The organism is Paludibacterium purpuratum, assembly GCF_004363805.1.
GTDB classification, from domain to species: Bacteria; Pseudomonadota; Gammaproteobacteria; order Burkholderiales; family Chromobacteriaceae; genus Paludibacterium; species Paludibacterium purpuratum.
Map to the genome: position 1 here is coordinate 137,566 of NZ_SNZP01000003.1, position 21,906 is coordinate 159,471.

At 62.0% G+C, this 21,906-nt stretch carries 18 protein-coding genes; 9 read left to right on the plus strand and 9 right to left on the minus strand.

What is annotated here, in order from left to right; translation table 11 throughout:
• Positions 1 to 11: 11 nt before the first annotated feature.
• Complete coding sequence (locus DFP86_RS04685) at positions 12 to 1,040, minus strand: helix-turn-helix domain-containing protein (protein ID WP_243729304.1); 1,029 nt, start codon at positions 1,038 to 1,040, stop codon at positions 12 to 14.
• On the opposite strand from DFP86_RS04685, the gene DFP86_RS04690 reads away from it, so the two are divergent.
• The gene (locus DFP86_RS04690; protein WP_133678856.1) at positions 1,039 to 1,968 is read left to right on the plus strand and encodes a DMT family transporter; all 930 of its coding nucleotides are present in this window, start codon (positions 1,039 to 1,041) and stop codon (positions 1,966 to 1,968) included. The genes DFP86_RS04685 and DFP86_RS04690 overlap by 2 nt on opposite strands.
• Here DFP86_RS04690 and DFP86_RS04695 read toward each other — a convergent pair.
• Positions 1,892 to 2,551: an HAD family hydrolase gene (locus DFP86_RS04695; RefSeq protein ID WP_133678857.1), complete on the minus strand. Its 660-nt coding sequence runs from the start codon at positions 2,549 to 2,551 to the stop codon at positions 1,892 to 1,894. The genes DFP86_RS04690 and DFP86_RS04695 overlap by 77 nt on opposite strands.
• Entirely contained in the window at positions 2,551 to 3,357 is an 807-nt protein-coding gene (locus DFP86_RS04700; protein ID WP_133678858.1) for an alkaline phosphatase family protein, read from the minus strand. Before DFP86_RS04700 ends, DFP86_RS04695 begins: the two co-directional genes overlap by 1 nt.
• Positions 3,358 to 3,608: 251 nt before the next feature.
• On the opposite strand from DFP86_RS04700, the gene DFP86_RS04705 reads away from it, so the two are divergent.
• Both DFP86_RS04705 and DFP86_RS04710 read left to right on the plus strand, forming a co-directional pair.
• Positions 3,609 to 4,337: a UTRA domain-containing protein gene (locus DFP86_RS04705; protein WP_133678859.1), complete on the plus strand. Its 729-nt coding sequence runs from the start codon at positions 3,609 to 3,611 to the stop codon at positions 4,335 to 4,337.
• 11 nt (positions 4,338 to 4,348) lie between these two features.
• The gene (locus DFP86_RS04710; RefSeq protein ID WP_133678860.1) at positions 4,349 to 5,194 is read left to right on the plus strand and encodes a carbon-nitrogen hydrolase family protein; all 846 of its coding nucleotides are present in this window, start codon (positions 4,349 to 4,351) and stop codon (positions 5,192 to 5,194) included.
• Between the two features lie 13 nt (positions 5,195 to 5,207).
• Here the strand turns inward: DFP86_RS04710 and DFP86_RS04715 are convergent, their stop codons facing one another.
• The 3 genes from DFP86_RS04715 to DFP86_RS04725 all read right to left on the minus strand — a co-directional run bounded on the left by DFP86_RS04715 (position 5,208) and on the right by DFP86_RS04725 (position 7,361).
• Complete coding sequence (locus DFP86_RS04715; protein WP_133678861.1) at positions 5,208 to 5,939, minus strand: helix-turn-helix transcriptional regulator; 732 nt, start codon at positions 5,937 to 5,939, stop codon at positions 5,208 to 5,210.
• A 135-nt stretch (positions 5,940 to 6,074) separates the two neighbouring features.
• Entirely contained in the window at positions 6,075 to 6,806 is a 732-nt protein-coding gene (locus tag DFP86_RS04720; RefSeq protein WP_133678862.1) for a helix-turn-helix transcriptional regulator, read from the minus strand.
• Between the two features lie 99 nt (positions 6,807 to 6,905).
• Positions 6,906 to 7,361 (minus strand): hypothetical protein, encoded by a 456-nt coding sequence (locus DFP86_RS04725; protein ID WP_133678863.1) that lies wholly within the window; start codon positions 7,359 to 7,361, stop codon positions 6,906 to 6,908.
• A 622-nt stretch (positions 7,362 to 7,983) separates the two neighbouring features.
• On the opposite strand from DFP86_RS04725, the gene dapA reads away from it, so the two are divergent.
• Together dapA and DFP86_RS04735 are read left to right on the plus strand one after the other, a co-directional pair.
• Positions 7,984 to 8,868, plus strand: coding sequence for a 4-hydroxy-tetrahydrodipicolinate synthase (dapA, locus tag DFP86_RS04730; protein WP_133678864.1), 885 nt, complete (start codon positions 7,984 to 7,986; stop codon positions 8,866 to 8,868).
• A 90-nt stretch (positions 8,869 to 8,958) separates the two neighbouring features.
• Complete coding sequence (locus DFP86_RS04735; RefSeq protein WP_133678865.1) at positions 8,959 to 9,525, plus strand: undecaprenyl-diphosphatase; 567 nt, start codon at positions 8,959 to 8,961, stop codon at positions 9,523 to 9,525.
• A gap of 4 nt (positions 9,526 to 9,529) precedes the next feature.
• Here DFP86_RS04735 and DFP86_RS04740 read toward each other — a convergent pair whose 3' ends face one another.
• On the minus strand, positions 9,530 to 13,174 hold the full coding sequence (locus DFP86_RS04740) for a sensor domain-containing protein (protein WP_133678866.1): 3,645 nt from the start codon (positions 13,172 to 13,174) through the stop codon (positions 9,530 to 9,532).
• A 136-nt stretch (positions 13,175 to 13,310) separates the two neighbouring features.
• On the opposite strand from DFP86_RS04740, the gene DFP86_RS04745 reads away from it, so the two are divergent.
• From DFP86_RS04745 to DFP86_RS04755, 4 genes are all read left to right on the plus strand, one after another.
• Positions 13,311 to 14,945, plus strand: a complete 1,635-nt coding sequence (locus tag DFP86_RS04745; protein WP_133678867.1) for a methyl-accepting chemotaxis protein — start codon at positions 13,311 to 13,313, stop codon at positions 14,943 to 14,945.
• A gap of 141 nt (positions 14,946 to 15,086) precedes the next feature.
• Entirely contained in the window at positions 15,087 to 15,263 is a 177-nt protein-coding gene (locus DFP86_RS19245; protein WP_166642153.1) for a hypothetical protein, read from the plus strand.
• Positions 15,264 to 15,396: 133 nt separating this feature from the next.
• Positions 15,397 to 19,476 carry a PAS domain S-box protein gene (locus tag DFP86_RS04750; protein WP_133678868.1) on the plus strand — a complete coding sequence of 1,360 codons (4,080 nt, stop codon included), beginning with the start codon at positions 15,397 to 15,399 and terminating at the stop codon, positions 19,474 to 19,476.
• A complete protein-coding gene (locus DFP86_RS04755) occupies positions 19,473 to 20,609 on the plus strand; it encodes an HD-GYP domain-containing protein (RefSeq protein ID WP_133678869.1) in 1,137 nt (378 codons plus the stop codon). The genes DFP86_RS04750 and DFP86_RS04755 overlap by 4 nt, the downstream gene beginning before the upstream one ends.
• Here DFP86_RS04755 and DFP86_RS04760 read toward each other — a convergent pair.
• Together DFP86_RS04760 and DFP86_RS04765 are read right to left on the minus strand one after the other, a co-directional pair.
• A complete protein-coding gene (locus DFP86_RS04760; protein WP_133678870.1) occupies positions 20,577 to 21,200 on the minus strand; it encodes a LysE/ArgO family amino acid transporter in 624 nt (207 codons plus the stop codon). The two genes, DFP86_RS04755 and DFP86_RS04760, sit on opposite strands and share 33 nt — an antisense overlap.
• Positions 21,197 to 21,862, minus strand: coding sequence for a B3/B4 domain-containing protein (locus tag DFP86_RS04765; protein ID WP_133678871.1), 666 nt, complete (start codon positions 21,860 to 21,862; stop codon positions 21,197 to 21,199). Before DFP86_RS04765 ends, DFP86_RS04760 begins: the two co-directional genes overlap by 4 nt.
• Between the last annotated feature and the right edge of the window lie 44 nt (positions 21,863 to 21,906).

The window sequence follows — 21,906 nt, forward strand, 5'->3', positions numbered from 1 at the left end:
GTGCCACTCGTTCAACCACGGTTTTGCGTCCACAAACGATAAATGCCCGGCGTGACGCCGAGCGCTTCGCGGAAGTGACGCGTCAGATGACTGGCGTGACTGAAACCCGACCGATGAGCCACGACCGTCAGCGGTAGATCGCCCCGGGACAGCAGATCGCGTGCGCGAGCCAGACGGCGGCGCATGATCCAGCGGTGCGGCGCTTCGCCGACCGACTCGCGGAACATGCGGGCGAAATGGTATTCGGATAGCGAGAGCGCCTGGGCCAGCTCGCCCACGGTCAATTCGCCGTCGAGCCGATGGTCGATCAGCTCGAGCGCGCGCCGGCGTAAGGTGGGCGCCAGACCGCCGCGCACGGGCAGGCCGCGCTGCCGGTCGCTGTGGTTGAGCAGCAGATAGGCCAGCATCTCGTGGCCGATGGCGTTGGCGTTGAGCCGGCTCTCGCTGTCCTGCCAGTGTTGGGCGGCCAATTGCCGGCCCAAGCCGGCCAGCCGGTCGTCTTCCCAGTAGATGTTCTGACGTAAAGCCAAGAGACGCGGCTCGCGATCGAGCATGCGCACGGCCAACTCGCCAAACTGTTCCTGGGTGAAATAGAAATGCACGAAGCGGATGCGGCCATTAATGCGCCAGTACGACTCGTGCTCGGCCGGCAGCAGGCAGAGCTTGCCCGGGCCGCCGCGCCGTGACGGCTGGCCGTTTAGATACACGTCGTAGCCGTCCTCCAGGTAGAGCGACAGCGTGTGATGGGTCGGCCGGTCATAGATCGTGTCCTCCAACTGCTCGCGCCGCCATAATGCCGCGCGCAGGCCGTCGCCCAGCAAGGCCTCGCGTTCCAGATCGGCGCGGGACTGGCTGAGGACTTCGTAGACCGGGCTGGCCGGTTGTGGGCGGTGGATCGGCGTTTCCATACTGATCAGTTTAGCGCGGGCATAGGCGTTGGCGCGAAATCGACTGCAGAAATCCGCAGGAATGTGCAATGCCGGCTTGCCGTCGCGGCGCATGCTGAAGCGAATAAAAGGATGCCGGAAGGAGCCGACCATGAATGCCGTGTTGTATCTACTGACCGTATTAATCTGGGGAACCACCTGGATCGCCATCAAATGGGAACTGGGCGTGACGCCGATCCCGTTGTCGATCGCACTGCGCTTTGCCATCGCCGCTTTGGTGTTGTTCGCCATCCTGGCTTGGAAACGCCGCTTGGCGCCGCCGCGCGGCGAAGCGGCGCGCCTGGTGCTGGCGCAGGGGCTCTGTCTGTTCTGCTGTAACTTCCTGTGTTTCTACAATGCCACGCGCTGGGTGCCCAGCGGCCTGGTCGCCGTGGTGTTCTCCATGGCGACGCTGCTCAACGCCTTCAATGCCCGGCTGTTCTTTAAACAGCGGATCGCACCGCAAGTACTGGTTGGCGGTGCCTTCGGCCTGGCCGGTGTGATGGCGCTCTCTTGGCAACAGTTGGCCGGCGAATCGTTTTCATGGTCGAGCCTGCTCGGCCTGGGCCTGGCGTTTGCCGGGACACTGTGCTTCTCTTTCGGCAACCTGTTGTCGAGCCGCTTGCAGAAGCAGGGCTATACGCCGCTGCAGACCAATGCCTGGGCGATGTTGACCGGCACGACGGTGCTGGTGGTCGGCAGCCTGATTGCCGGTGTGCCGCTGCGGGTCGACGGCGATCCGCGCTTCTGGGGCGCCATGCTGTACTTGGCGGTGCCGGGCTCGGTCATCGGTTTTACCGCCTATCTGATGCTGGTCGGTCGCATGGGCGCTGCGCGTGCGGCCTATTGCACGGTCTTGTTTCCCCTGGTGGCGTTGAACGTCTCGGCGATTTTCGAGGGCTATCGCTGGGCGCCGTCGGCCCTGGTCGGTATCGTGCTGGTGTTGGTCGGCAATGTGCTGGTGTTCAGAAAGCCGACCGCCAGGCTAGCCGGTGCCACTGACGCTCGTCGGCCACAACGGCCAGCCGCGCATCGGGGTTGACGACGTGCGCCCGATCGACCGCCGCCAACAGCGGCACGTCGTTGATCGAATCGCTGTAGCCGTGGCTGCCGTCGAGCGTTTCGCCGTGTGCGGCCAACCATTCGTTCAGCCGGATGACCTTGCCCTGCTGGTAGGTCAGCGTGTCGACGGTCTGGCCGGTGTAGCGGCCGTCGGCGCTGGCCAGCCTAATGGCCAGGACATCGGCGACGCCGAGCGCGGCGGCGATCGGCCGCACCAGGTGTTCGCCGGTGGCCGAGATGATGACGATGCGCCAGCCCGCGTCGCGGTAGTGTGCCAAGGCGGCATGGGCCTGGGGAAACACGCGCGGCAGAATGCGTTCGCGCAAAAAGACTTCGGCCCAGTGCGCCACCTGCTCGGTGGCGCACTGTTGCAGCGGCTGCAGAGTGAAACGCATGTATTCATCCATGGCCAGCCGACCGGCGCGGTAATCGTCCATCATGGCGGCCTCGCGCGCAGGCATGTCGGCATCCGCCTGGCCAATCTCCACCAGGAAGCGCAAAAACAGCGACGAGCTGTCGCCGTCGATCAGGGTGTCGTCTAGGTCGAAAATAGCGAGCGGCATCAGGCAAGCAACTCCAGGCAATAAGGTTTGTCGTGGTCGAGCCCCAGCAACTGCGCCATGCTGCCGCACAGTGCCGTTTGGGCGATGGCGAGGCCGGGGCGATGGCTGAAGCCATCGCCCAGCACAAATAGCGGGACCTCGCGTTCTTCGGGCAGGCTGCCGCCGTGCGTGTGGTCGGCATTCATACCGTGATCGCTGGTGATCAGGATCTGGTAGCCCTGCTCGCGCCAAGTCGGTAGAAACGCCGACAGGAGCGTATCGATGCGCCGCGCCGCGTTGCGGTAAGCGGCCGAGTCCAGGCCGTGACGATGGCCGGTGTCATCCACGTTCATCGGGTGGATCAGCAGGAAATCCGGGTCATGGCGTTGCCGTAGCATTTCGGCGTCCAGCAACAGATGGTCGTCCGGGTAGTCGTCGCGATGGTAGAACATGCCGTGCTGAATCGGTAAGGCGGGATCGTCTGTCAGACGGTCGCGGCTCGCCAAGTACGGCGAGCGGTTATACAGTTCGCTGAACCAGTGGTAGGCCGCGGCGGCGGTCGTCAAGCCGGCCGATCGCGCCAGGTGGAATAGGCTTTGCTGATTCGACAGGCGGTTCACGTCGTTGTGGACGATGCCGCTGTCGACCGGCGCCACACCGGTGAGAATGCACTCGTACAAAGGGCGGGACAGCGAGGGGAGTGCGGCGCGTAGCGAATAGCCGGTGGCGCGCTGCGCTTCGCATAGCCCCAATAGATAACCCAGGCTGTCGCGCGCCACCTGCCAGGCCAACCCATCGATCAATACCAGAATCACTTTCTTGCGCATACGGTTTCCTGTGGCTCGTCTCGGCGGTATCGTGTGCCCCGCGCAGGTATGGGCCGGCTTGGACTAGGTCAGCCGTTGGCCAGCGATCATAGCCAGGGAAAATGACAAACATATGACTAATGCGCGGCGGTTGCCGGCGAGGCGAGTCCCGATGAGGTGCTATCATCTTTTTGCAATATCGGGCGGGTAGGGTGGCGAAATTTATCGCCTTGCGATTCAATCGTTCCAAAAAGATGATGGACTAGTCCAAGATGAGCCACCCCCCCCGCTCCCAAGCGGCTCAAATCCGCGAATCCCTGGGTGCACAGATGGATAGCGGTTTGTTGCCGCCCGGCGCCAAGCTGCCTTCGGAGCGCGAACTGTCCGAATTGTTCTCCACCACTCGCATCACCATCAAGGACGCGCTGCTGGCGCTGGAGGCCGAAGGCCGCATTTATCGGGAAGATCGGCGTGGCTGGTTCGTGTCGCCGCCGCGGCTGGTCTACAATCCGCAGTACCGCTCGCATTTCCATGAGATGGTCACGCGCCAGCAGCGGCAGGTGGAGACCCGCGTGCTATCCGCCGGCATGGTGTTGGCCACGCCGGCGTTGAGCCAGGCGCTGGAACTGGGGCCGCTGGCACAACTTTGCCGGATACGGCGCACACGCTCTATCGACGGCCGGGTGGTGATGTATGTCGAGCATCACCTCAAGCCGTCCTTCTTTCCCGACATCCTGGCGCGAGACCTGTCGCAGTCTCTGACCCTGATCTACCAACGCGAATATGGCATCCGTTACGGGCGCTCGCGCTTCGATATTTACCCAAGCGCCGCACGCGGCGACGTGGCGCAGGCCTTGACCCTGGCCGAAGGCAGCCCGATATTGTTGGTATTTCGTATCAACTATGACCAGCACGGCCGAATTATCGACTGCGATCACGAGTATTGGCGCCACGACGCCATCCGTATCACCGTCGACAGTCAAACCGCCGAACGTGACTGAACGGAGATTTCATGCGTATCGAACTCGCCCAGCTTCCTTGCGAAGACGGGAATCTGCAGGCCAACCTGAAAACCGCGCTGGCCGCCATCGCCAGGACCCGCTCGGACTCCGACCTGATCGTTTTTCCGGAAACCTTCCTCAGCGGATTCCCCACCCCCGAGAACGTGGCGAGCCTGGCTCAGCCGCTCGATGGTCACGCCGTATCGCTGCTTTTGGGGGCTGCGCGCGAGCATAAGCTGTCGATCGCCATCGGCCTGGCCGAAGCGTGCGACGGGCGCTTCTTCAATACCACGGTGCTGCTGACACCGAGCGGACTGGCAATGTCGTATCGCAAGGTGCACATGTGGGCGTCGGATCAGGGCGTGTTCGCCCCGGGCGAGCGCATCGAATGCTGCGAGTGGCGTGGTCTGCAGGTCGGCACGCTGATTTGCTACGACATCGAATTTCCCGAGTCGGCACGTGCGCAGGCGATACTCGGTACCGAATTATTGCTGGTCACCGACGGCAATATGGATCCGTTCGGCCCGGTGCATCGGCGCGCCATCGTGGCCCGGGCGATGGAAAATCAAATGTTCGCCGTGCTAGTCAACCGCTGTGACCGCAATAGCAGCGGTACCGGACTCCAGTTTCCGGGCGAAAGCGTGGTGGTCGACCCGTTCGGCGAGATCGTCGCCGAGTGTGGCGCCGGCCCGGAACAGCGGGTGGTGGAGCTCGATCTGACGGTGCTGACGCGCGCTCGGGCGCAGTACGATTACCGCAAGGAACGCCGTATCGGCCTGGGCGGCGCCGTTCATCAAGACAAGAACGGCCGGCGTTGGTTTAGCGTCGAGCCTGAGAATACGCCGCCGTCTGCCTGAAGGGCGGAGATCGTCAATCCTCGCGCAGGATGATCGACAGCGAGCGCTTGCTGAGGCCGGGGGGCAGGTTGTGCAGGTAGCCTAGCTCGATGGCCTTGTCGATCAGTTCGCTTTTGCTCAAAGCGGCGAATTTCTCCTTGAGCATGACCAGATGCCACTCGACGGTGCGGGTGGCAATGCCGAGCGCCCGGCCGATCAGCCGGGCGGAACGTCCGCGTAGCAGCAAGAACAGAATCTCCTGCTGCCGTTGAGTGAGTTTGGGACCTAGACCCGGGTGGCCGATGATGTAGCTGGTGCGGGAGGTGAGCAGGTTGTTGCCGCTCATGGGGCCATCGGCGGTTTTACCCAGTAGCACCCCGAGTTCCAGCAGCCAGCGGCTGTCGAGCTCTTGCGATTGGCAAATCGTACCGACGATGTTTTGCGCCGGGTCGCGCCACGGTGTTTTGTAGGCGATTAATGTACGCCACTGATTGCCGGCATAGCGGTGGATATCGAGAATGCGCAATGGCTGCCCAGTGCGGATGACCTCGCGATCCTGCGCCCGGAACAAGTGCGCGCTCTCCACTGCGCCGCAGGGTAGATCCAGGTCGGTCATGCCGACGGCCTCTTCTTTGTATCGCAGTCCAATCAGATCCGCCGATTGTTGATTGGTGTAAAGGTGAGTGGACTGCAAATCTTTGCAGGTCACAAAGCCGGATAGAGTGTCGATCATCTGTTGCAGTTGTGGGGTGATGGGCGAATCCATTCGCTGTCTCCTTTGGATGGAATAGCTTCATGCGGTCATGGTGGGGATCGGACTTCGAAAGCGCTGCGGCTCGGGGTTTGTCGGTCGAGCGGCGGACATTGGTTTAGCTTTCAGCCTGAGAAAGGGCGGAGATCGTCAATCTTCGCGCAGGATGATCGACAGCGAGCGCTTGCTGAGGCCGGGCGGCAGGTTGTGCAGGTAGCCTAGCTCGATGGCCTTGTCGATCAGTTCGCTTTTGCTCAAAGCGGCGAATTTCTCCTTGAGTATGACCAGATGCCATTCGACGGTGCGGATGGCAATGCCGAGCGCCCGGCCGATCAGCCGGGCGGAACGCCCGCGTAGCAGCAAGAACAGAATTTCCTCCTGCCGCTGGCTGAGTTTGGGGCCATGAGTCGGGCTGCCGATGATGTAGCTGGTGCGGGAGGTGAGCAGGTAGTTGCCGCTCATGGGGCTATAGGCGATCTTTCCCAGCAGCGCACCGAGCGCCACGAGTTCGCGGTTGTCCAGCTCTTGTCCATGGCCAATGGTGCCGACGATGTTCTGCGCCGGATCGCGTAACGGCACCTTGCAGAGGAGCAGTGAGCGCCACTGGCTACCGCCATAGCAGTGGATATCCAGAATGCGCACTGGCTGCCCCGTGCGGATGACCTCGCGATCCTGCGCCCGGAACAAGTGCGCGCTCTCCACTGCGCCGCAGGGGAGATCCAGGTCGGTCATGCCGACGGCCTCTTCTTTGTATCGCAGTCCAACCAGATTCGCCGCCTGTTGATTGGCGTAAAGGTAGTTGGACTGCAAATCCTTGGCGACACAATAATTGGGCAGGGTGTCGATCAACTGTTGCTGGTGTGGCGTGATGAGGGAATCCATTCGCAGTCTCCTTGGCGTGGAATAGCTTGATGCGGCGCACGGGGGCTTTGGACTTCGAAAGCGCGAGCGACCCGGGGTTTGTCGGCCGAGCGGCGGACGTTATGGCAATGAGTTAGAAAAACATCTCATGTTAGAAATGGTTCGCCGCATCTCCAGCTCCCCACGTATTTGCCTGGCTGTGTGGGCATCCCGGTTCACGCTCTGTTTTGCAAGAAACTCGAAATAAGCCGCTTTTTGTGCGTTCATCGGGAGTGTGCAGTTTTCCCATTGATTCGTGCCAATCCGATCCTGATGCGGTGTGGGCGCAAGATTGTTAAGCCTTACCGGAGAGGTGATCGCTTCGAGAGCTGGTGGCGTCGGCTCTTTATAGCTGCTGCTTTGTGTAGTAAACGCCTTCTCGGTTTGATGGTCTTCCAATTCGATTGAAATCAGTGGCCATTCCCACGCTTTTTCGGTCGCGATTTTTTCGATTGGCGGAAAATTCACTTCGCTGGCGAACGTATTCGGCGGATAGCCTATTGAGGTCAACAAAAACAGCATGGGGTTTATTTGCATGTTGTACCGTCCATTTAAGAAGGATGTCTTCATCCTGTTTTTGGGATCTCCGAGGGGCGGTATAAGGATGGGTATGCCGCAGCCCTAACGGTCATGACGCGCTGGCGAAGTAAATCGATAGCGGGTGTTTAGGCTCTCATACGGTGTAACGAGCGTATGTCGGTTGCTGCCTTGGAAAATGAGGGAATTTATTGCTGTATTCGGCCAGTCGATACGGGGCTATTGGGTAGGATTTATCTTGCAAAGGACGATGGGGCTCCCCAAGTCGCGTCTGTGACCTGACGAGCAGACCGGCGTGATGTTGCGTGTCGAATAAACAATCGCCACACGTGTGGATATTTGTCGGACAAAACTATTGCCAAACGTCATGAAGCCATTTACATTGCTACGCATGAATACCGCACACGCACATCTCGCCGACTCCCTCGCCCACCTGGGCGCGGCGTCAGTGCGTGCGTTCGCCAAAGCCAAAAAACAGCAGCTCATCTGACCGGAGCGCGCTGTTCCGTCAGATGAGCGACGGAACAACGGCCCTGGTCTCGCGCCTCCTCCAGCCTTGCCTTCCGATCGCTCTGCCCTGACGGATACCGAAATACGGTCTCGAAAGGAGAAGGGTGTCAACATGGATTTTTCAGGTATTTGGATTCCGCTGGTCACGCCATTTCGCGATGGCGCAGTCGATTATGTCGCCTTGCGCTCGCTGACCGAGCATTATTGTCGAGCCGGGGTTGCCGGCATCGTGGCGCTGGGCACTACCGGCGAAGCCGCTGCGCTGGATGACGACGAGCAACTGGCGGTGGTCGATAGCGTCCTGGCGGCCGCCGACGGCCTGCCGGTGGTGGTTGGCCTGGCAGGCAATCACCTCGGCCATCTGCAGGCGCGCCTGGGCGCTTTTTGTCAGCGACCGATCGCCGGTCTGCTGACCCCCGCACCTTATTACATTCGGCCTTCGCAGCAGGGGTTGGTCGATTATTTCACTGGGCTTGCCGATGCCAGCAGCGTGCCGCTGGTGCTGTACGACATTCCCTTCCGCACTGGAGTGCGGCTCGAATTGGATTCGTTGCTGGCGCTGGCGGGGCACGAGAATATCCACGCCATCAAGGATTGTGCCGGCTCGATCGATACCACCCAGGCGCTGATCGCCGACGGTCGGCTGCAGGTGCTGGCGGGCGAGGATATGAACATCCTCTATACCTTGTGCATGGGGGGGGGCGGTGCGATTGCCGCCTCGGCGCATATTCGCCCGGATCTGTTCGTGGCCTTGCAGCGGGCGGTGGCGGCCAGCGATCTGCCGTTGGCGCGTGCGATCTTCCATGTGCTGGCGCCGCTCATACGGCTGATGTTTGCCGAGGCCAATCCCGGCCCGGTCAAGGCCGCCCTGGCTTTGCAGGGACATATTCATAACGAATTACGCGCGCCGATGAGCGTGGTGTCGCAAGGGTTGGAGATTCGACTGGGGCAGGCGCTGACCACCTTGGATCAGCGTGCGCGCGGGCTGGTGGACTAAGATCGGCTTAAGACGGTGCGGATAGACTGCTTGGCGGCTCCCCGATCAGGGGAATAAGATTCACCGCTTTTGTCGTTCGCTACTGAAATAATGGAATCACTCAACCACACTTTGTTTTTATGGCTCAATGCCGCGCCGGACGCCGGCCTGGTTCCGGTCGCCCTGGCGATGTTCGGCGGCGAGATGTTGATCTGGGCGCTGCCGCTGATGTTGCTGGCCGGTTGGCTGCGCGGCGGCGCGGCAACCCGTCGCGTCATGCTGGAAGTTTTTGCGGCAGCCCTGCTGGCCCTGGCCGTCAATCAACTGATCGGTGCGATCTGGCCGCATCCGCGGCCATTCATGATCGGGTTGGGGCATACCTTGATCGCGCATGCGGCCGATCCGTCTTTTCCCAGCGATCACATGACGTTGATGTCGGTCACTGCGGCCAGTCTATGGCTGCAAGGCTGGCGCCGCGCCGCCCGGCTGTGGGCGGTCATGGCGCTGGCCACGGCCTGGGGGCGGATCTATCTCGGGGTGCATTTCCCATTCGATATGCTGGGCGCCATCGTCGTCGCCTACGCGGTGGCATGGTTCTGCCGCCGGTACGGCGCCATGCTGCTCGACCCGGCGCATCGCCTGCTAGAGTCGATCTGGCCGCGCCGATTCAGACCTTGAGACCCTATGCCGGCGTCCAGGCCGGTTGATGCGCGCGGTCGCGTTCGAAGTCGCCCTTCGGTACTGGCGGGCTGAATAGGTAACCTTGGCCGATGTCGCAACCTTCCCGCAGCAGGAAGTGCCATTGGTCGTCGGTTTCCACGCCTTCGGCCACCACTTTCAACCCCAAGCTGTGCCCCATGTTGATGATGGCGCGCACAATGGCCGCATCGTTGGGGTCGGTCAGGATATCGCGGACAAAGGAGCGGTCGATCTTCAACTGTTCCAGCGGCAAGGTTTTCAGGTAGGACAGCGATGAGTAGCCGGTGCCGAAGTCGTCCAAGCTGAACTTCACGCCCATGGCACGCAGCGTGCCCATCTTGGCGGCGGCTTCGTCCATGTCGTGCAGCAGCAGGCTTTCGGTCAACTCAAGCTTCAGTCGCGCCGGGTCGATGGCGAAGCGTGTCAACAGATCGCGGATTTGCGGTACGAATTCGCGATGGCGGAACTGCCTGGCGCTGACATTGACCGCCATGGTGATCCGACTCATGGTCGGACATTCTCGCCAGATCGCCAGTTGCCCACAGGCGATTTCCAATACCCGCAGGCCGAGCTGGTGTACCAGCCCGCACTCTTCGGCCAAGCCGATGAATTGTGCCGGCGGGATCAAGCCGCGCTCCGGGTGTAACCAACGTACCAGCGCCTCGGCGCCGATGATGCTGCCGTTGCGGTCGATCTGCGGTTGGTAGTACAGCACCAAATGGTCGCGGCGTAGCGCGTTGCGCAGCTCGCCCTCCAGCGTACTGCGGGTCTCGAGCTCCGCCTGGGTGACCGGGTCGAAGAAGCACAGCGTGTTGCGGCCGGCGGCCTTGGCCTGGTACATCGCCAGGTCGGCATGCTTGAGTTGCTCTTCGACCGAGGTGTTCTCCTGGTCGTTGAACATGGCGATGCCGATGCTCGGGGTGTTGTGATATTCCAGTTGGGCAAGCGGGTAGGGCTGGCCCAGCGCTTCCATGATCATGCCGGCGACGGCGCGGATCTGGGTCGCGGCCCGCTCGCGCCGTTCGTCCAACTCTTCCAGCAGGATGACAAATTCGTCGCCTCCCAGGCGCGCGACCGTGTCCTTGCCGCGTACGCAGGCCTTGAGCCGTTTGGCCACCATCACCAGCAGGCGGTCGCCCATGTCGTGTCCCAGGGTGTCGTTGAGCAGTTTGAAGTTGTCCAGGTCGATGAACAGCAGCGCGCCATGCCGGCGCGAGCGTTTGCAGGTTTCCAACGCTTGCTGCAGTCGGTCGATCAATAACTGACGGTTGGGCAGCTTGGTGAGCGAGTCGTAGAACGCCAGCCGGCGGATTTCATCCTCGTTGCGTTTGCGCTCGGTGATGTCGCGCACAAAAGCATAGATGCGGTCGCCGCTGCCGCCGACGCAACTGGCCGATATCTCCGCCGGCCAATGCGTGCCGTTTTTGCGGCGCATGCGGCATTCGAAACGTTCGTTGCCTTTGTGGACGATACGATGAATCCGCGCCGCGATATCCTCGGCGCTGGCATCCAGTTCGAGATCGGCGGCCGACATGCCGAGCAGCGTCTCTGGTTCGTAGCCGCAAAGCTTGACGAACACATCGTTGGTTTCCAGCAACTGGCCGCGGCTGTCGATGGCGAAAAAGCCGTCGACCATGTTTTCCACCACCTGGCGGTACTGCAGATCGAGACGCGACTTCTCAAGCTCGGCGTCCATCGCCTGCTTCATCAAATAGGCCGCCTGGCGATAAGGCGTGATGTCCTTGGCTAGCAGCATCAAGTAGCGCACGCCTTGTACGACCGGCAGGGTGAACTCGCATTCCACTTCCATCCGCTTGCCGAAGCTGGACACCATTTGCAACTCGTAGCGTTGCGGCAGCCCGCTTTCAAGCGTGCGCAGCGCCACGGTCAACAGGCCGGAGTCGCGCCAGGTTTGGACGTGGCGGAAATTCTGCTTCAACAGTTGCTCGCGGCTTGCTCCGGCAAGCTCAGCCAAGGCCTGATTGGCCATGATGCACTGACCATCGCTGTGATAGAGCGAAATGCCGACCGGCGCCGCTTCGAACAATTGCCGGAAGCGACCTTCCGATTCGCGCAGCGCCGCTTCGGCGTTGCGGATCGGGGTGAAATCCAGGATCAGGGCGAACAGACCATGAACTTGCTCGCCCTCCAGGTCGGGGATCAGGTGGATCTGCGCCTGCCAGGATTCGCCGCTGCCGGGGCGGTCGATGCGATATTCGAAAATCTGCGTCTCGCCGCTGAGCGCTTGGCGAATGCGCGGCAGCACCCGGGCCAATTGCCCTGCCGGCAGCAGTTCGGCCAGCGGCAGGCCGGCCAGTTGCGTCGAATCGATGCCATACCAGTCGCAATAACCCTGGTTGCCGAAACGGTGGCGCAAATCGGTATCGTAGTAGCTGATCAGCGCCGGCATGTTGTCGAGGATGGTGTGCAGTTCCTGTTCGCGCTGGCGCAAGAGCGCGGTCTTTTCCGCGACCTGCCGAGCCATTTCGGCCTGATGGCGCTGCGATTCGGTGATGTCGATCAGCGAGCCGATGATGGCCGGGCGGTTGTCGTGCATGAAGCGCCGGCCATGCACCTCCACGATGAAGGGGCTGCCGTCGCGCCGCAAGGCGTTGAAGTGGTAACGTAGCGAGTCGGTATCGCCGCGCAGGCGCCGCAGTACATTGCGCACGACACGCTGTCTGTCTTGCGGCGCCACCAGCTTGATCGGCACTTGTTCGAGTGCCTCTTGCGGCGAGCCGTAACCGAAAATGTCGGCGAAGGCCTGGTTGGCGTAGATAACCTGCCGGTCCTGCACGATGTAGACCCCGGTGATCGCTTGTTCGACCAGGGCGCGGAACTTGGCTTCGACCTCGGCCTTTTCTTGTTCGGCGCGTTTTTTGTGGGTAATGTCGCGCGAGATGCGCGATATCCCGATCGGCCAGCCCTGGCGATCCAATATCGTCGAGACCGTGGTGGAAATATCCACCAAATGACCTGCTTTGTGGATGCGCTGGGTTTCATAGGCCGGCACATGTTCCCCCTTGCGGACGCGTGCCAGCACCGACAGCTCGTGTGCGACCAGCCATTTGGGAACCAGGATTTCCGCCGATTGGCCGATCATTTCATCGGCGCTGTAGCCGAACAATTGTTCCGCACCGCGGTTCCAGTGGGTGACGAGGGCGCCATCGCGCGAGGCGACGACCGAGTCGTCGGTCGAGTCGATCAACTGGGCGAAGGCCATCAGTTTGCCCTCCACCCGCGCGCGCAAGCGTAGCGCCGACAGCGAGCGCTGGCTGAGCACGCTGACTGTCAAGCCGCCGCCAATGAAGGTCAACAACGCGCCCGCGGACTGCGACATGGCTGGATTCGCCTCGCCGGCCAGCCAAGCGCCAAGCAGCGTGGCAACTAGGCCGGGTAGCAAGCCGCCCAGGTAACCGCTGACGATGACGGGCAACATCCAGAGCAGTAACGGAGAGTGTGTGCCCCAAAGCGTCGGCCACTGCGAGTGGGCGGCAAAGGGCAGCAGAGTCAGTAGGGCAGCCAGCAGGCATTGCAGGCTTTGCGGCCAGTGCCGCAACGGATCGTCGCAAAGAACCAGCTTCCACTTCACGTGATTTTCATCCTCCGGACGGTACGGAAATTTCATGATCTTGTCATGGTCAAGTGTACCCGAACGGGGAGAGGGCGCAACTATGCTTTAAGCTTAAATTTTTCGCAGTTACCAATGTTTCATCGCAAGCAAACATAGCTATAAATGAACGAACAACAATGAGGGATAAACAGTGAGAAACAACCAACCCGTTACCCAGCAGGAATACATTATCCCGCAAGGTGTATTCATCTACTCCCGTACCGACACCAGGGGCATGATCACCGAAGTCAATCCCGCCTTCGCCGAAATCAGCGGTTATGCGCCGGACGAGATGGTCGGTCAGCCGCACAACATGATCCGCCATCCAGATATGCCATCCGATGCTTTCGAGGATTTGTGGCGCGACCTGAAGGCCGGTAGGCCGTGGAAGGGGATGGTGAAAAACCGCCGCAAAAACGGCGATTTCTACTGGGTGGTGGCCAATGCCTCGCCGGTACGCGAGCGCGGCAACATCATCGGTTATCAGTCGGTGCGCACCAGCCCGACGCGCGAGCAGGTCGCGGCGGCCGAGGCGGCCTATCGCCGACTCAATCAAGGCGACAAGTCGATCCACGTTCAACACGGGCGGGTGGTCAGAAACCGTTCGCCTTTCATGGAAAAGCTAATCTCGTTCGAAGCGCGATTGTACGGTTTCATTCTGTTTGCCGTGCTGACGCTGCTGTGCGGCACGGTGGTCAGCGAAGGCTGGCTGCCGTCGCTCGGGGTGGTGTATCACGGGCTGACGCTGGCGTTGCTGCTGGCCGCGCTCTACATGGGGTGCTTCTATCTGCCGCGTGCGATGGGCCGATTGCAGCGGATTGGCGACTATCTCGAACGCACCTTGAGCGCCGGCGACCTGACCGACACGCTGGTGCCGCAGCAAAACGATGTGATCGGCCGGATCGGCGGTCGCCTCGACACCCAGCTGTCCGCCATGCGCGCCACTTTGCAGGTGATCGCCGATGCCTCGCGCGAAGTCGGCGATTCGAGCGGCGCCCTGCAGAACACGGTGACGCAGCTCGCCGCCGCAGCCGAAAAACAATCGGGCTCATCGGCCTCGGCCGCTGCCGGTGTCGAGCAGGTCTCGGTGTCGATCAACGAAGTGGCGCAGCATGCGGCCTCCACCCGCACCGTGGCCGAAGAGGCCAGAGAGCTGGCCGAGGACGGCGCGCGTCTATCCGGCAAAGCCACGGATACGATCCTGGCGTTGGCCGAAACGGTGACGCAGTCGGCGGGTACGGTCCAACAGCTGGGTCAGCGCACCGAGGAAGTCGGCAAAGTGGCCGGGGTGATCAAGGATATTGCCGATCAGACCAACCTGCTGGCGCTCAACGCCGCGATCGAGGCTGCGCGCGCCGGCGAGCAGGGGCGCGGTTTCGCCGTGGTGGCCGACGAAGTGCGCAAGCTGGCCGAGCGCACCTCGCGCGCCACCCAGGAGATCGACCAAATGATCGTGCGCATTCAACAAGAAACCGACAATGCGGTCGGTAGCATGCGCCAAAGCGCCGACCAAGTCGGCGTCAGTGTCGATTTGGTGCGCGAGGCGGAGCGCTCGTTGCAACGCATCAACGAGGAGATGCGCCGCACCCTGGAAATGGTTTCGCATATTTCCCATTCGTCCGGCGAGCAAAGCAGCGCGATGCAGGTCATGGCCCAGGGGGTCGAGCAAGTGGCCCAACTGACCGATGCAAACCTCGCCGTGGCGCATCAGACCGAAGGCATCGCCGGTCAATTGCAGAACAGCATCGAAAAAATGCGTAAAGCAGTGACCCAGTACCGCGTCTGAAGGAGCGGTCTAGTGTCCCCGTGCCATTCTGGCTCTTTGCGGCACGGGAGACCGACGTTACAGTGCCCGCTCGATTTTTTTGCGAGTACTGCGAATGACTGCCTGGCAATCGCTGCGCTAGCCTCCTCGATCGAAGGCGTGATGGTCGCGCGTCTGCTACAGGCGCCTGTCTTTGCGCCGATGCTGGGCGGGCGGATCGAAACCCATGCCGGTTGTTTTGCGCTTTCGGTGCTCGGCTACCTGGTCGGCGCCCGCCCTCTCAATCCGGCGGCCAGCCTGCCGCTGTTGGCCTGCGGCTGGCGCTGGCCGGTGTGTTGACCAATCTGGTTTGGCACGGTTTGCGCCCCGCACGCTTGGGAAAAAGCATTCGGGCGGCCAGTGAACTAGAATCGTAGAGACTTGCCCTCCCACCCTTCCTTCCGGGCAAGTCATCGAACCGGAAAGGGGCACGATGGGGCAACGCACACTGACTGATCGACAAAAATGTCTATGCATTGCCTTGTTGTTTCCTCTGTTGGCTTGTGTGCTGCAGTGGTGGCTATGGCCCTATGTCCGGCCGCTGATCTGGCTGTGCTTCTATCCCGCGGTCTTCTTTGCCGCCAGCCTGACCGATGTGGCCGGCGGATTGATGGCGGTCGCGGTGTCCACCCTATTGGGGGTGACCTTTTTCGCATCCTCGCAGGATTTTTCCTCCTGGCCTGCCATCAGGGCATCTTTGCTGCGGGTGATGGTATTCGTACTGGCGGGCACGCTGTACAGCGTGGTGTTCGCGCGCTTGCGCGCACGCCTGGTCGTCAGCGCCCAATCCCGTAGCGACGCCAAGTTGCGGCGCATGTTGGATAACATCGCCGATGCCGTTTTGGTCTTCGACCGTACCGGTCGCTACCGCTATATCAATCAGCAGGCCGTGCAACTGTTGGGCTACAGCGAGACAACGTTGTTGACGATGGGCTTGCCCGATTTGTCGCCGCCGCAGGAAATCCCCCGGGTGCAGGCATTGCTCGCCGAGTTGTATCAGACCGGCCATGTCCGGGCGGAGCTACGCTTGTGCAAGGCGGATGGCGCGCAAGTGCCGGTCGAGGTCAACGCCATCTTGCAATCGGATGGCTCCGCCTACGGCGCTTGCCGGGACATCACCGAGCGATTGCGGGCCGAGTGGGCATTGCATGAAAGCGAGCAACGGCTGAACTTGTTCATCGAACATGCGCCGGCCGCCTTGGCCATGTTCGACCGCGGCATGCGTTATCTCGCCGTCAGCCGTCGCTGGCTCGAAGATTACGGACTGGTCGGCAAAACCGTGCTGGGCGCCTGCCACTACGACTTGTTTCCGGCCCTGCCCGACAGTTGGCGCGAGGCGCATGACCGCGGTCTGGCCGGCGAAGTGGTGCGGAAGGAGGAAGAACCCTATCAACGTCCCAGTGGCACGAGCCAATGGCTGCGCTGGGAGGTCCGACCCTGGCGTACCATGGATGGCTCGGTGGGCGGTATCGTGATCTTTACCGAGGACATCAGCGGCCGAAAGCAAGCCGAACAGGCATTGAATGCCGAGCGGCAACTGTTGCGCACCTTAGTGGATACTTCGCCGGATCTGATCTGGCTGAAGGACGCCGAGGGCATCTATCTGTCTTGTAATCGGCGCTTCGCCGAGTTCTTCGGTATGGAGGAGGCCGATATCATCGGCAAGAACGATTACGATCTGGTCGACCGCAACCATGCGGAGGTTTTTTTGGCGACCGACCGGCGCGTGCTTCAGAGTGAAGCGCTGGTGAAGCAGGAGGCGGTATCGGTCTGCGCATTCGACGGCCAAAGCAAGGTGGTGGAAACCATCAAGGTACCGATGTATGACGAGGCGCATCAATTGATCGGTGTGCTGGGGGTGGGGCGCGACATCTCCGAACGCCAGCAGGCCGAGCAGGAGCGGCTGCGAAACGAGGCGCGCTATCGAGATCTGTTCGAAGCCAATCCGCAACCGATGTGGATTTTCGACCCGGAAACCTTGGCGTTTCTCGCCGTCAACGACGCGGCGGTTCAGCATTATGGTTACAGCCGCGAGGCTTTCCAGTCGATGACCATCAACGATATCCGGCCGGAGGAAGACCGGACACACCTTGCCGCGCACCTCGCCACGGTGCGATCCGGTGCGACCGATGAGGGCGTCTGGCGCCACCTGTGCCAGGATGGCCGCTTGATCCAGGTGGAGATCACCGCGCACCCCATCCAGTATGCCGGCCGCGCGGCGGTGGTGATCCAGGCCAACGACATCACACAGCGCCTGCAGGTCGAGCAATCGTTGCGTAAGTTGTCGCTGGCGGTGGAGCAAAGCCCGGAGAGCGTCATCATCACCGACCTTAAGGAGCAGGTCGAGTTCGTCAACGAGGCCTTCGAACGCAATACCGGATATCGACGCGAAGAGGTGATCGGGCGCCATACCCGCATGCTGCAGTCCGGCCATACGCCGCCCGAGACGTTCCAGTCGCTGCGCGAGGCTTTGCAGCAGGGCGAGAGCTGGCGTGGCGAGTTTTACAATCGGCGTAAGGACGGTAGCGAGTACATCGATTTCGCCATCGTTTCGCCGATTCGCCAGGCCGATGGCGCAATCACCCATTACGTTGCGGTGCAGGAAGACATCAGCGAGAAAAAGCGCCTCGGCCAGGAGCTCGACCAGCATCGCCACCACTTGGAGGAGCTGGTCGCCCAGCGTACCGAGGAATTAACGATCGCCAAGGCGGCGGCCGAGGCCGCCAATGTCGCCAAGAGTGCCTTCCTCGCCAATATGAGCCACGAAATCCGTACGCCGATGAACGCCATCATCGGCTTTGCCTTGCTGTTGCGGCGCAGTGAGCTGAGCACCGAGCAGCTGGATCAAGTGGAAAAGATCAATACGGCGGGCAAACACCTGCTGTCGATCATCAACGACATCCTGGATCTGTCCAAGATCGAAGCGGGCAAGTTGGATCTGGAGTACTGCGATTTCGCCCTTAGCGCAGTGCTGGATCATGTCGGCTCGTTGATCGCGCCGGCAGCGCAAGCCAAAGGCATTCAGGTTCATATCGAGTACAACGACGTGCCGCACGGCCTGCGCGGCGATCCGACCCGCCTGCGTCAGGCCTTGCTCAATTTCGCCGGCAATGCGGTCAAGTTCACCGCCAGCGGCGACATCCACTTGCGCTGTCGGGTGGTACAGCGCGAGGGGGAGATGCTGCTGGTGCGTTTCGAGGTTGTCGATACCGGGGTCGGCATTCCGGCATCGCACCAGTCCCAACTGTTCCAGGCCTTCGTGCAGGGCGACGCCTCGACCACGCGCCGTTTCGGCGGCACCGGGTTGGGACTGGCCATTACCCGGCATCTGGCCGAATTGATGGGGGGCGAGGTCGGCGTCAGCTCGCGCGAAGGCCAAGGCAGCACCTTCTGGTTTACCGCGCAGCTGCGCCTCGGTCATTTGCCGGCGATGTCGCAAGAGGTGGCGCCCTGGGAAGAGGCCGAGCGGCTGGTGTCCGAATCGTTTGCCGGCAGTCGGATACTGTTGGTCGAGGACGATGAGATCAATCTGCAGGTGACCTTGGCCATGCTGGATCACACCGATTTAGCGGTGGATATCGCCGGTAATGGCCGCAAGGCGGTCGACATGGTCGCGCAGACCGACTATGCGCTGGTCCTGATGGACGTGCAGATGCCGGATATGGACGGCATGTCGGCGACGCGGTTGATCCGCGCCATGCCGACACGGCGAACCACGCCGATCTTGGCCATGACCGCCAATGTATTCAGCGAGGATCGCGAGCAATGCCGGGCTGCCGGCATGGATGATTTTGTGCCAAAGCCTGTCGAACCGGAAATGCTGCTGGCGGCGTTGCTGCGCTGGCTGCCCGTGCGCCGGGCGCTGCAGGAGGCGGCGCCCGAGCCCGAGCCCACGCCTCGGCCCGAACCCGCGGCGCCGGATCCCAACGATATGCGACGTTTGCGGCAAGGATTGCTGGCGTTGCCCGGTGTGGCCGCCGATGAAGGTTTGCGGGCGCTGGGCGGCGATGTGGCATTCTATTGGCGCATGCTGGGGTTGCTGCAGGCGCATTATCAGTCGATCCCCGACGAGCCCGATATCTATTGGACGCATTCGCTGAAAGGTTCGGCCGGCAATCTGCGTTTGACCGAATTGCAAGCGCGTGCGGCGGCGCTGGAGTCGGCGCTGAACGCCGGCGAGGCTGGGCAAGAGGCCCTGGCGGCGGTGAAAGAGGAGATGGCGCGGCTGTTCGCGGCCTTCGATACTCTGGCGGCGCCGGTTGTGGCCTTGCCGCCCGCCGATGTGCCGCAGGCCATGGCGCTGTTGCGCGACATACTCGGTTGGCTGGCCCAGTCCGATTTTCAGGCCTGCAAGCTGTACGAGCACCATAAGCCCTTGCTGTCCGCCAGTTGCGACCAGGCGGCGATGGCCGTATTGGATCAGGCCATGCAGAACTACGACTTCACCAGCGCCCAGGCGGCGGTCGAGGGGCTGTTGGCGATATCTTCTTCCGACGAGGGGTGTTTGCGATGAATGCCAAGAGTCCGTCCATCGAAGCGCCGCCGGTGCTGTTGGTGGTCGACGATCAACCCGATAACCTTAGCCTGCTCGGCGAGTTGCTGACGCTGCTTTATCGCGTGCGCATCGCCAATTCCGGCGAACGGGCACTGGCGCTGGTGCGCACGCCGCCGAAGCCGGATCTCATCTTGCTGGACGTCATGATGCCGGGCATGGATGGCTATGCGGTACTCGATGCCTTGCGGCGCGATATCTCTCTGGCGGAAGTGCCGGTCATCTTCCTGACCGCGCTGGATGGTTCGGTGGACGAGGAGAAGGGACTGGCGCTGGGCGCGATCGATTACATCGCCAAGCCGATCCGTCCCGCGGTGGTGCTGGCGCGCGTCAAGACCCATCTGACGCTCAAGCAGATGCGCGACGCGCTGGTGGGGCGCAACAGCCTGCTGGAAGAAGAGGTCGAGCGCCGCATGCAGGAGAACCAGCGGATCCAGGATGTCAGCATCCTGGCGCTGGCCCACCTGGCCGAGACCCGCGACAGCGCAACGGGTAACCATCTGCGGCGCACCAAGGAATATATCGCCATTCTCGCCAACCACCTCTTGGCCCATGGCTATGCCGACGATACCTTGACGCCGCATTCCGTGCGGCTGTTGGTCAAGTCCGCCGTGCTGCACGATATCGGCAAGGTGGGGGTGCCGGATTACATCCTGCTCAAACCGGGAAGGCTGGACGCCGACGAGTGGAAAATCATGCAGCGCCACGCCCAGCTAGGGGCCGAGGCCATCGAGCTTGCCGAGCGCGAGGCGGAGCAGCCGGTGGCTTTCCTGGCGCTGGCCAAGCAGATTGCGCGCTGGCATCACGAGCGTTGGGACGGCACCGGCTATCCGGATGGCCTCAAGGGGCGGGATATCCCGCTGGCTGCGCGCTTGATGGCGTTAGCCGACGTCTTCGACGCGCTGATTTCGCACCGGGTCTACAAGATGGCCATTCCCGCCGCCGAGGCGCGCGTCATGATCCTGGCCGCGAGCGGCAGCCATTTCGACCCGGACATCGTCGACGCCTTCGATCGCAACTTCGACCATTTCGTGGCCGTCGCCGAGCGTTACGGCGACGATTCAGGCCAGGTGGAAACGCCAGAGCATCGATAACGCCGTGCCGAACATCACCATGGCCACCCCGCCGTCCAGCCAGCGCCAGCTGGCCGGGCGCGCAAACCACGGCGCAAGCCGGGTGGATAAGCCGCCGATCAGGCAGAACCACAAGACCGATGCGAACAGGGCGCCGGCATAGAAAGAGGGGCGCGCCTCGGGCTGGCAACTGGCGGACACCCCACCGATCAGTACCACGGTATCGAACCAGGCATAGGGATTGAGCAGCGTGACGGCCAAAATCGTGCGGATCGCGGCGCGGCGCTCGGCTGCCACTTTGGTCGTGGGTATGCCCGAGCCCGGCCGCAGCGCGGCTCGCAACGCACGTAGTCCCAGGTAAGCCACCAACAGCGCCGAGGCCAGCAGCGTCAAACCGAAGAACCCCGGAATGGCGTTGAGCAGCTTGCCCATGCCCATGACCCCCAGCCCGATGAGCAGTACATCGCACAGGATGCAGATGGCGACGATCGGCACGATATGCTGTCGCGCCAGGCCCTGGCGAATAACGAAAGCGTTTTGCGGCCCGATGCTGACGATCTGCGATGCCGCCAGAGCGGCCGCGGAGAAGAATACGGCGGGCGCGAAATTCATGCGTCTTCCTGCGGGTGGGCGGCATCGAGCCTGAATGCGTGGATACGCTGGGCGGCGCCGGCCAGTTTCCGGGCCAGCCACGTCATGCCGTCTTGCGGATCGGGTAATTGCGGCACCGGCCGTTCACTGACGAATACCACGTCGCACGTGCGTTCGGTGATCTTGTGCCGATCCGATTCCAGCCAGTTAAGTGCCCGGCACACCACTTGATCTTCGCCGTCCAGCCAGACGACCTCGCCGTTGCCCGGCCGCTGCAGCTCGTCCGGCCGCCCCAGCGGCACGAAGCCTTCCTGCCCATGCGCCAGCGTCAGGGTGAGCGCACCTTGCAAGCGGGCGATGTCTTCGCCGCCGAACGGGCAGAGACTGCCGAGCGAGGCCTGGTTGTACAGATCGACCAGCGGATGGATACGTCGCAGGCGCTCGGTCGCGGCGGCCTTGACCAGCCAGGCGATCGAACAGCGAGCGTGCTTATCGGCGGACAGGGTCTTGTGCAGTGCTTTCCAATGCGCGACCACTTCCTCGGCGCGTCCCGTCTCCGGCGTCGGCCAGCCGTCGAAAGACAGCGCATCGACCGCCGCAGCATCCACCCCGCGTACCACCAGCCCGCAGACCTGCATGTCGGGATAACGCGCCAGTACCTTGGCGTCGAGCGTGATGAGCATGTTTTTCTCCTGGGATTCAATTGGTTATGGCTGGATTGTGATGT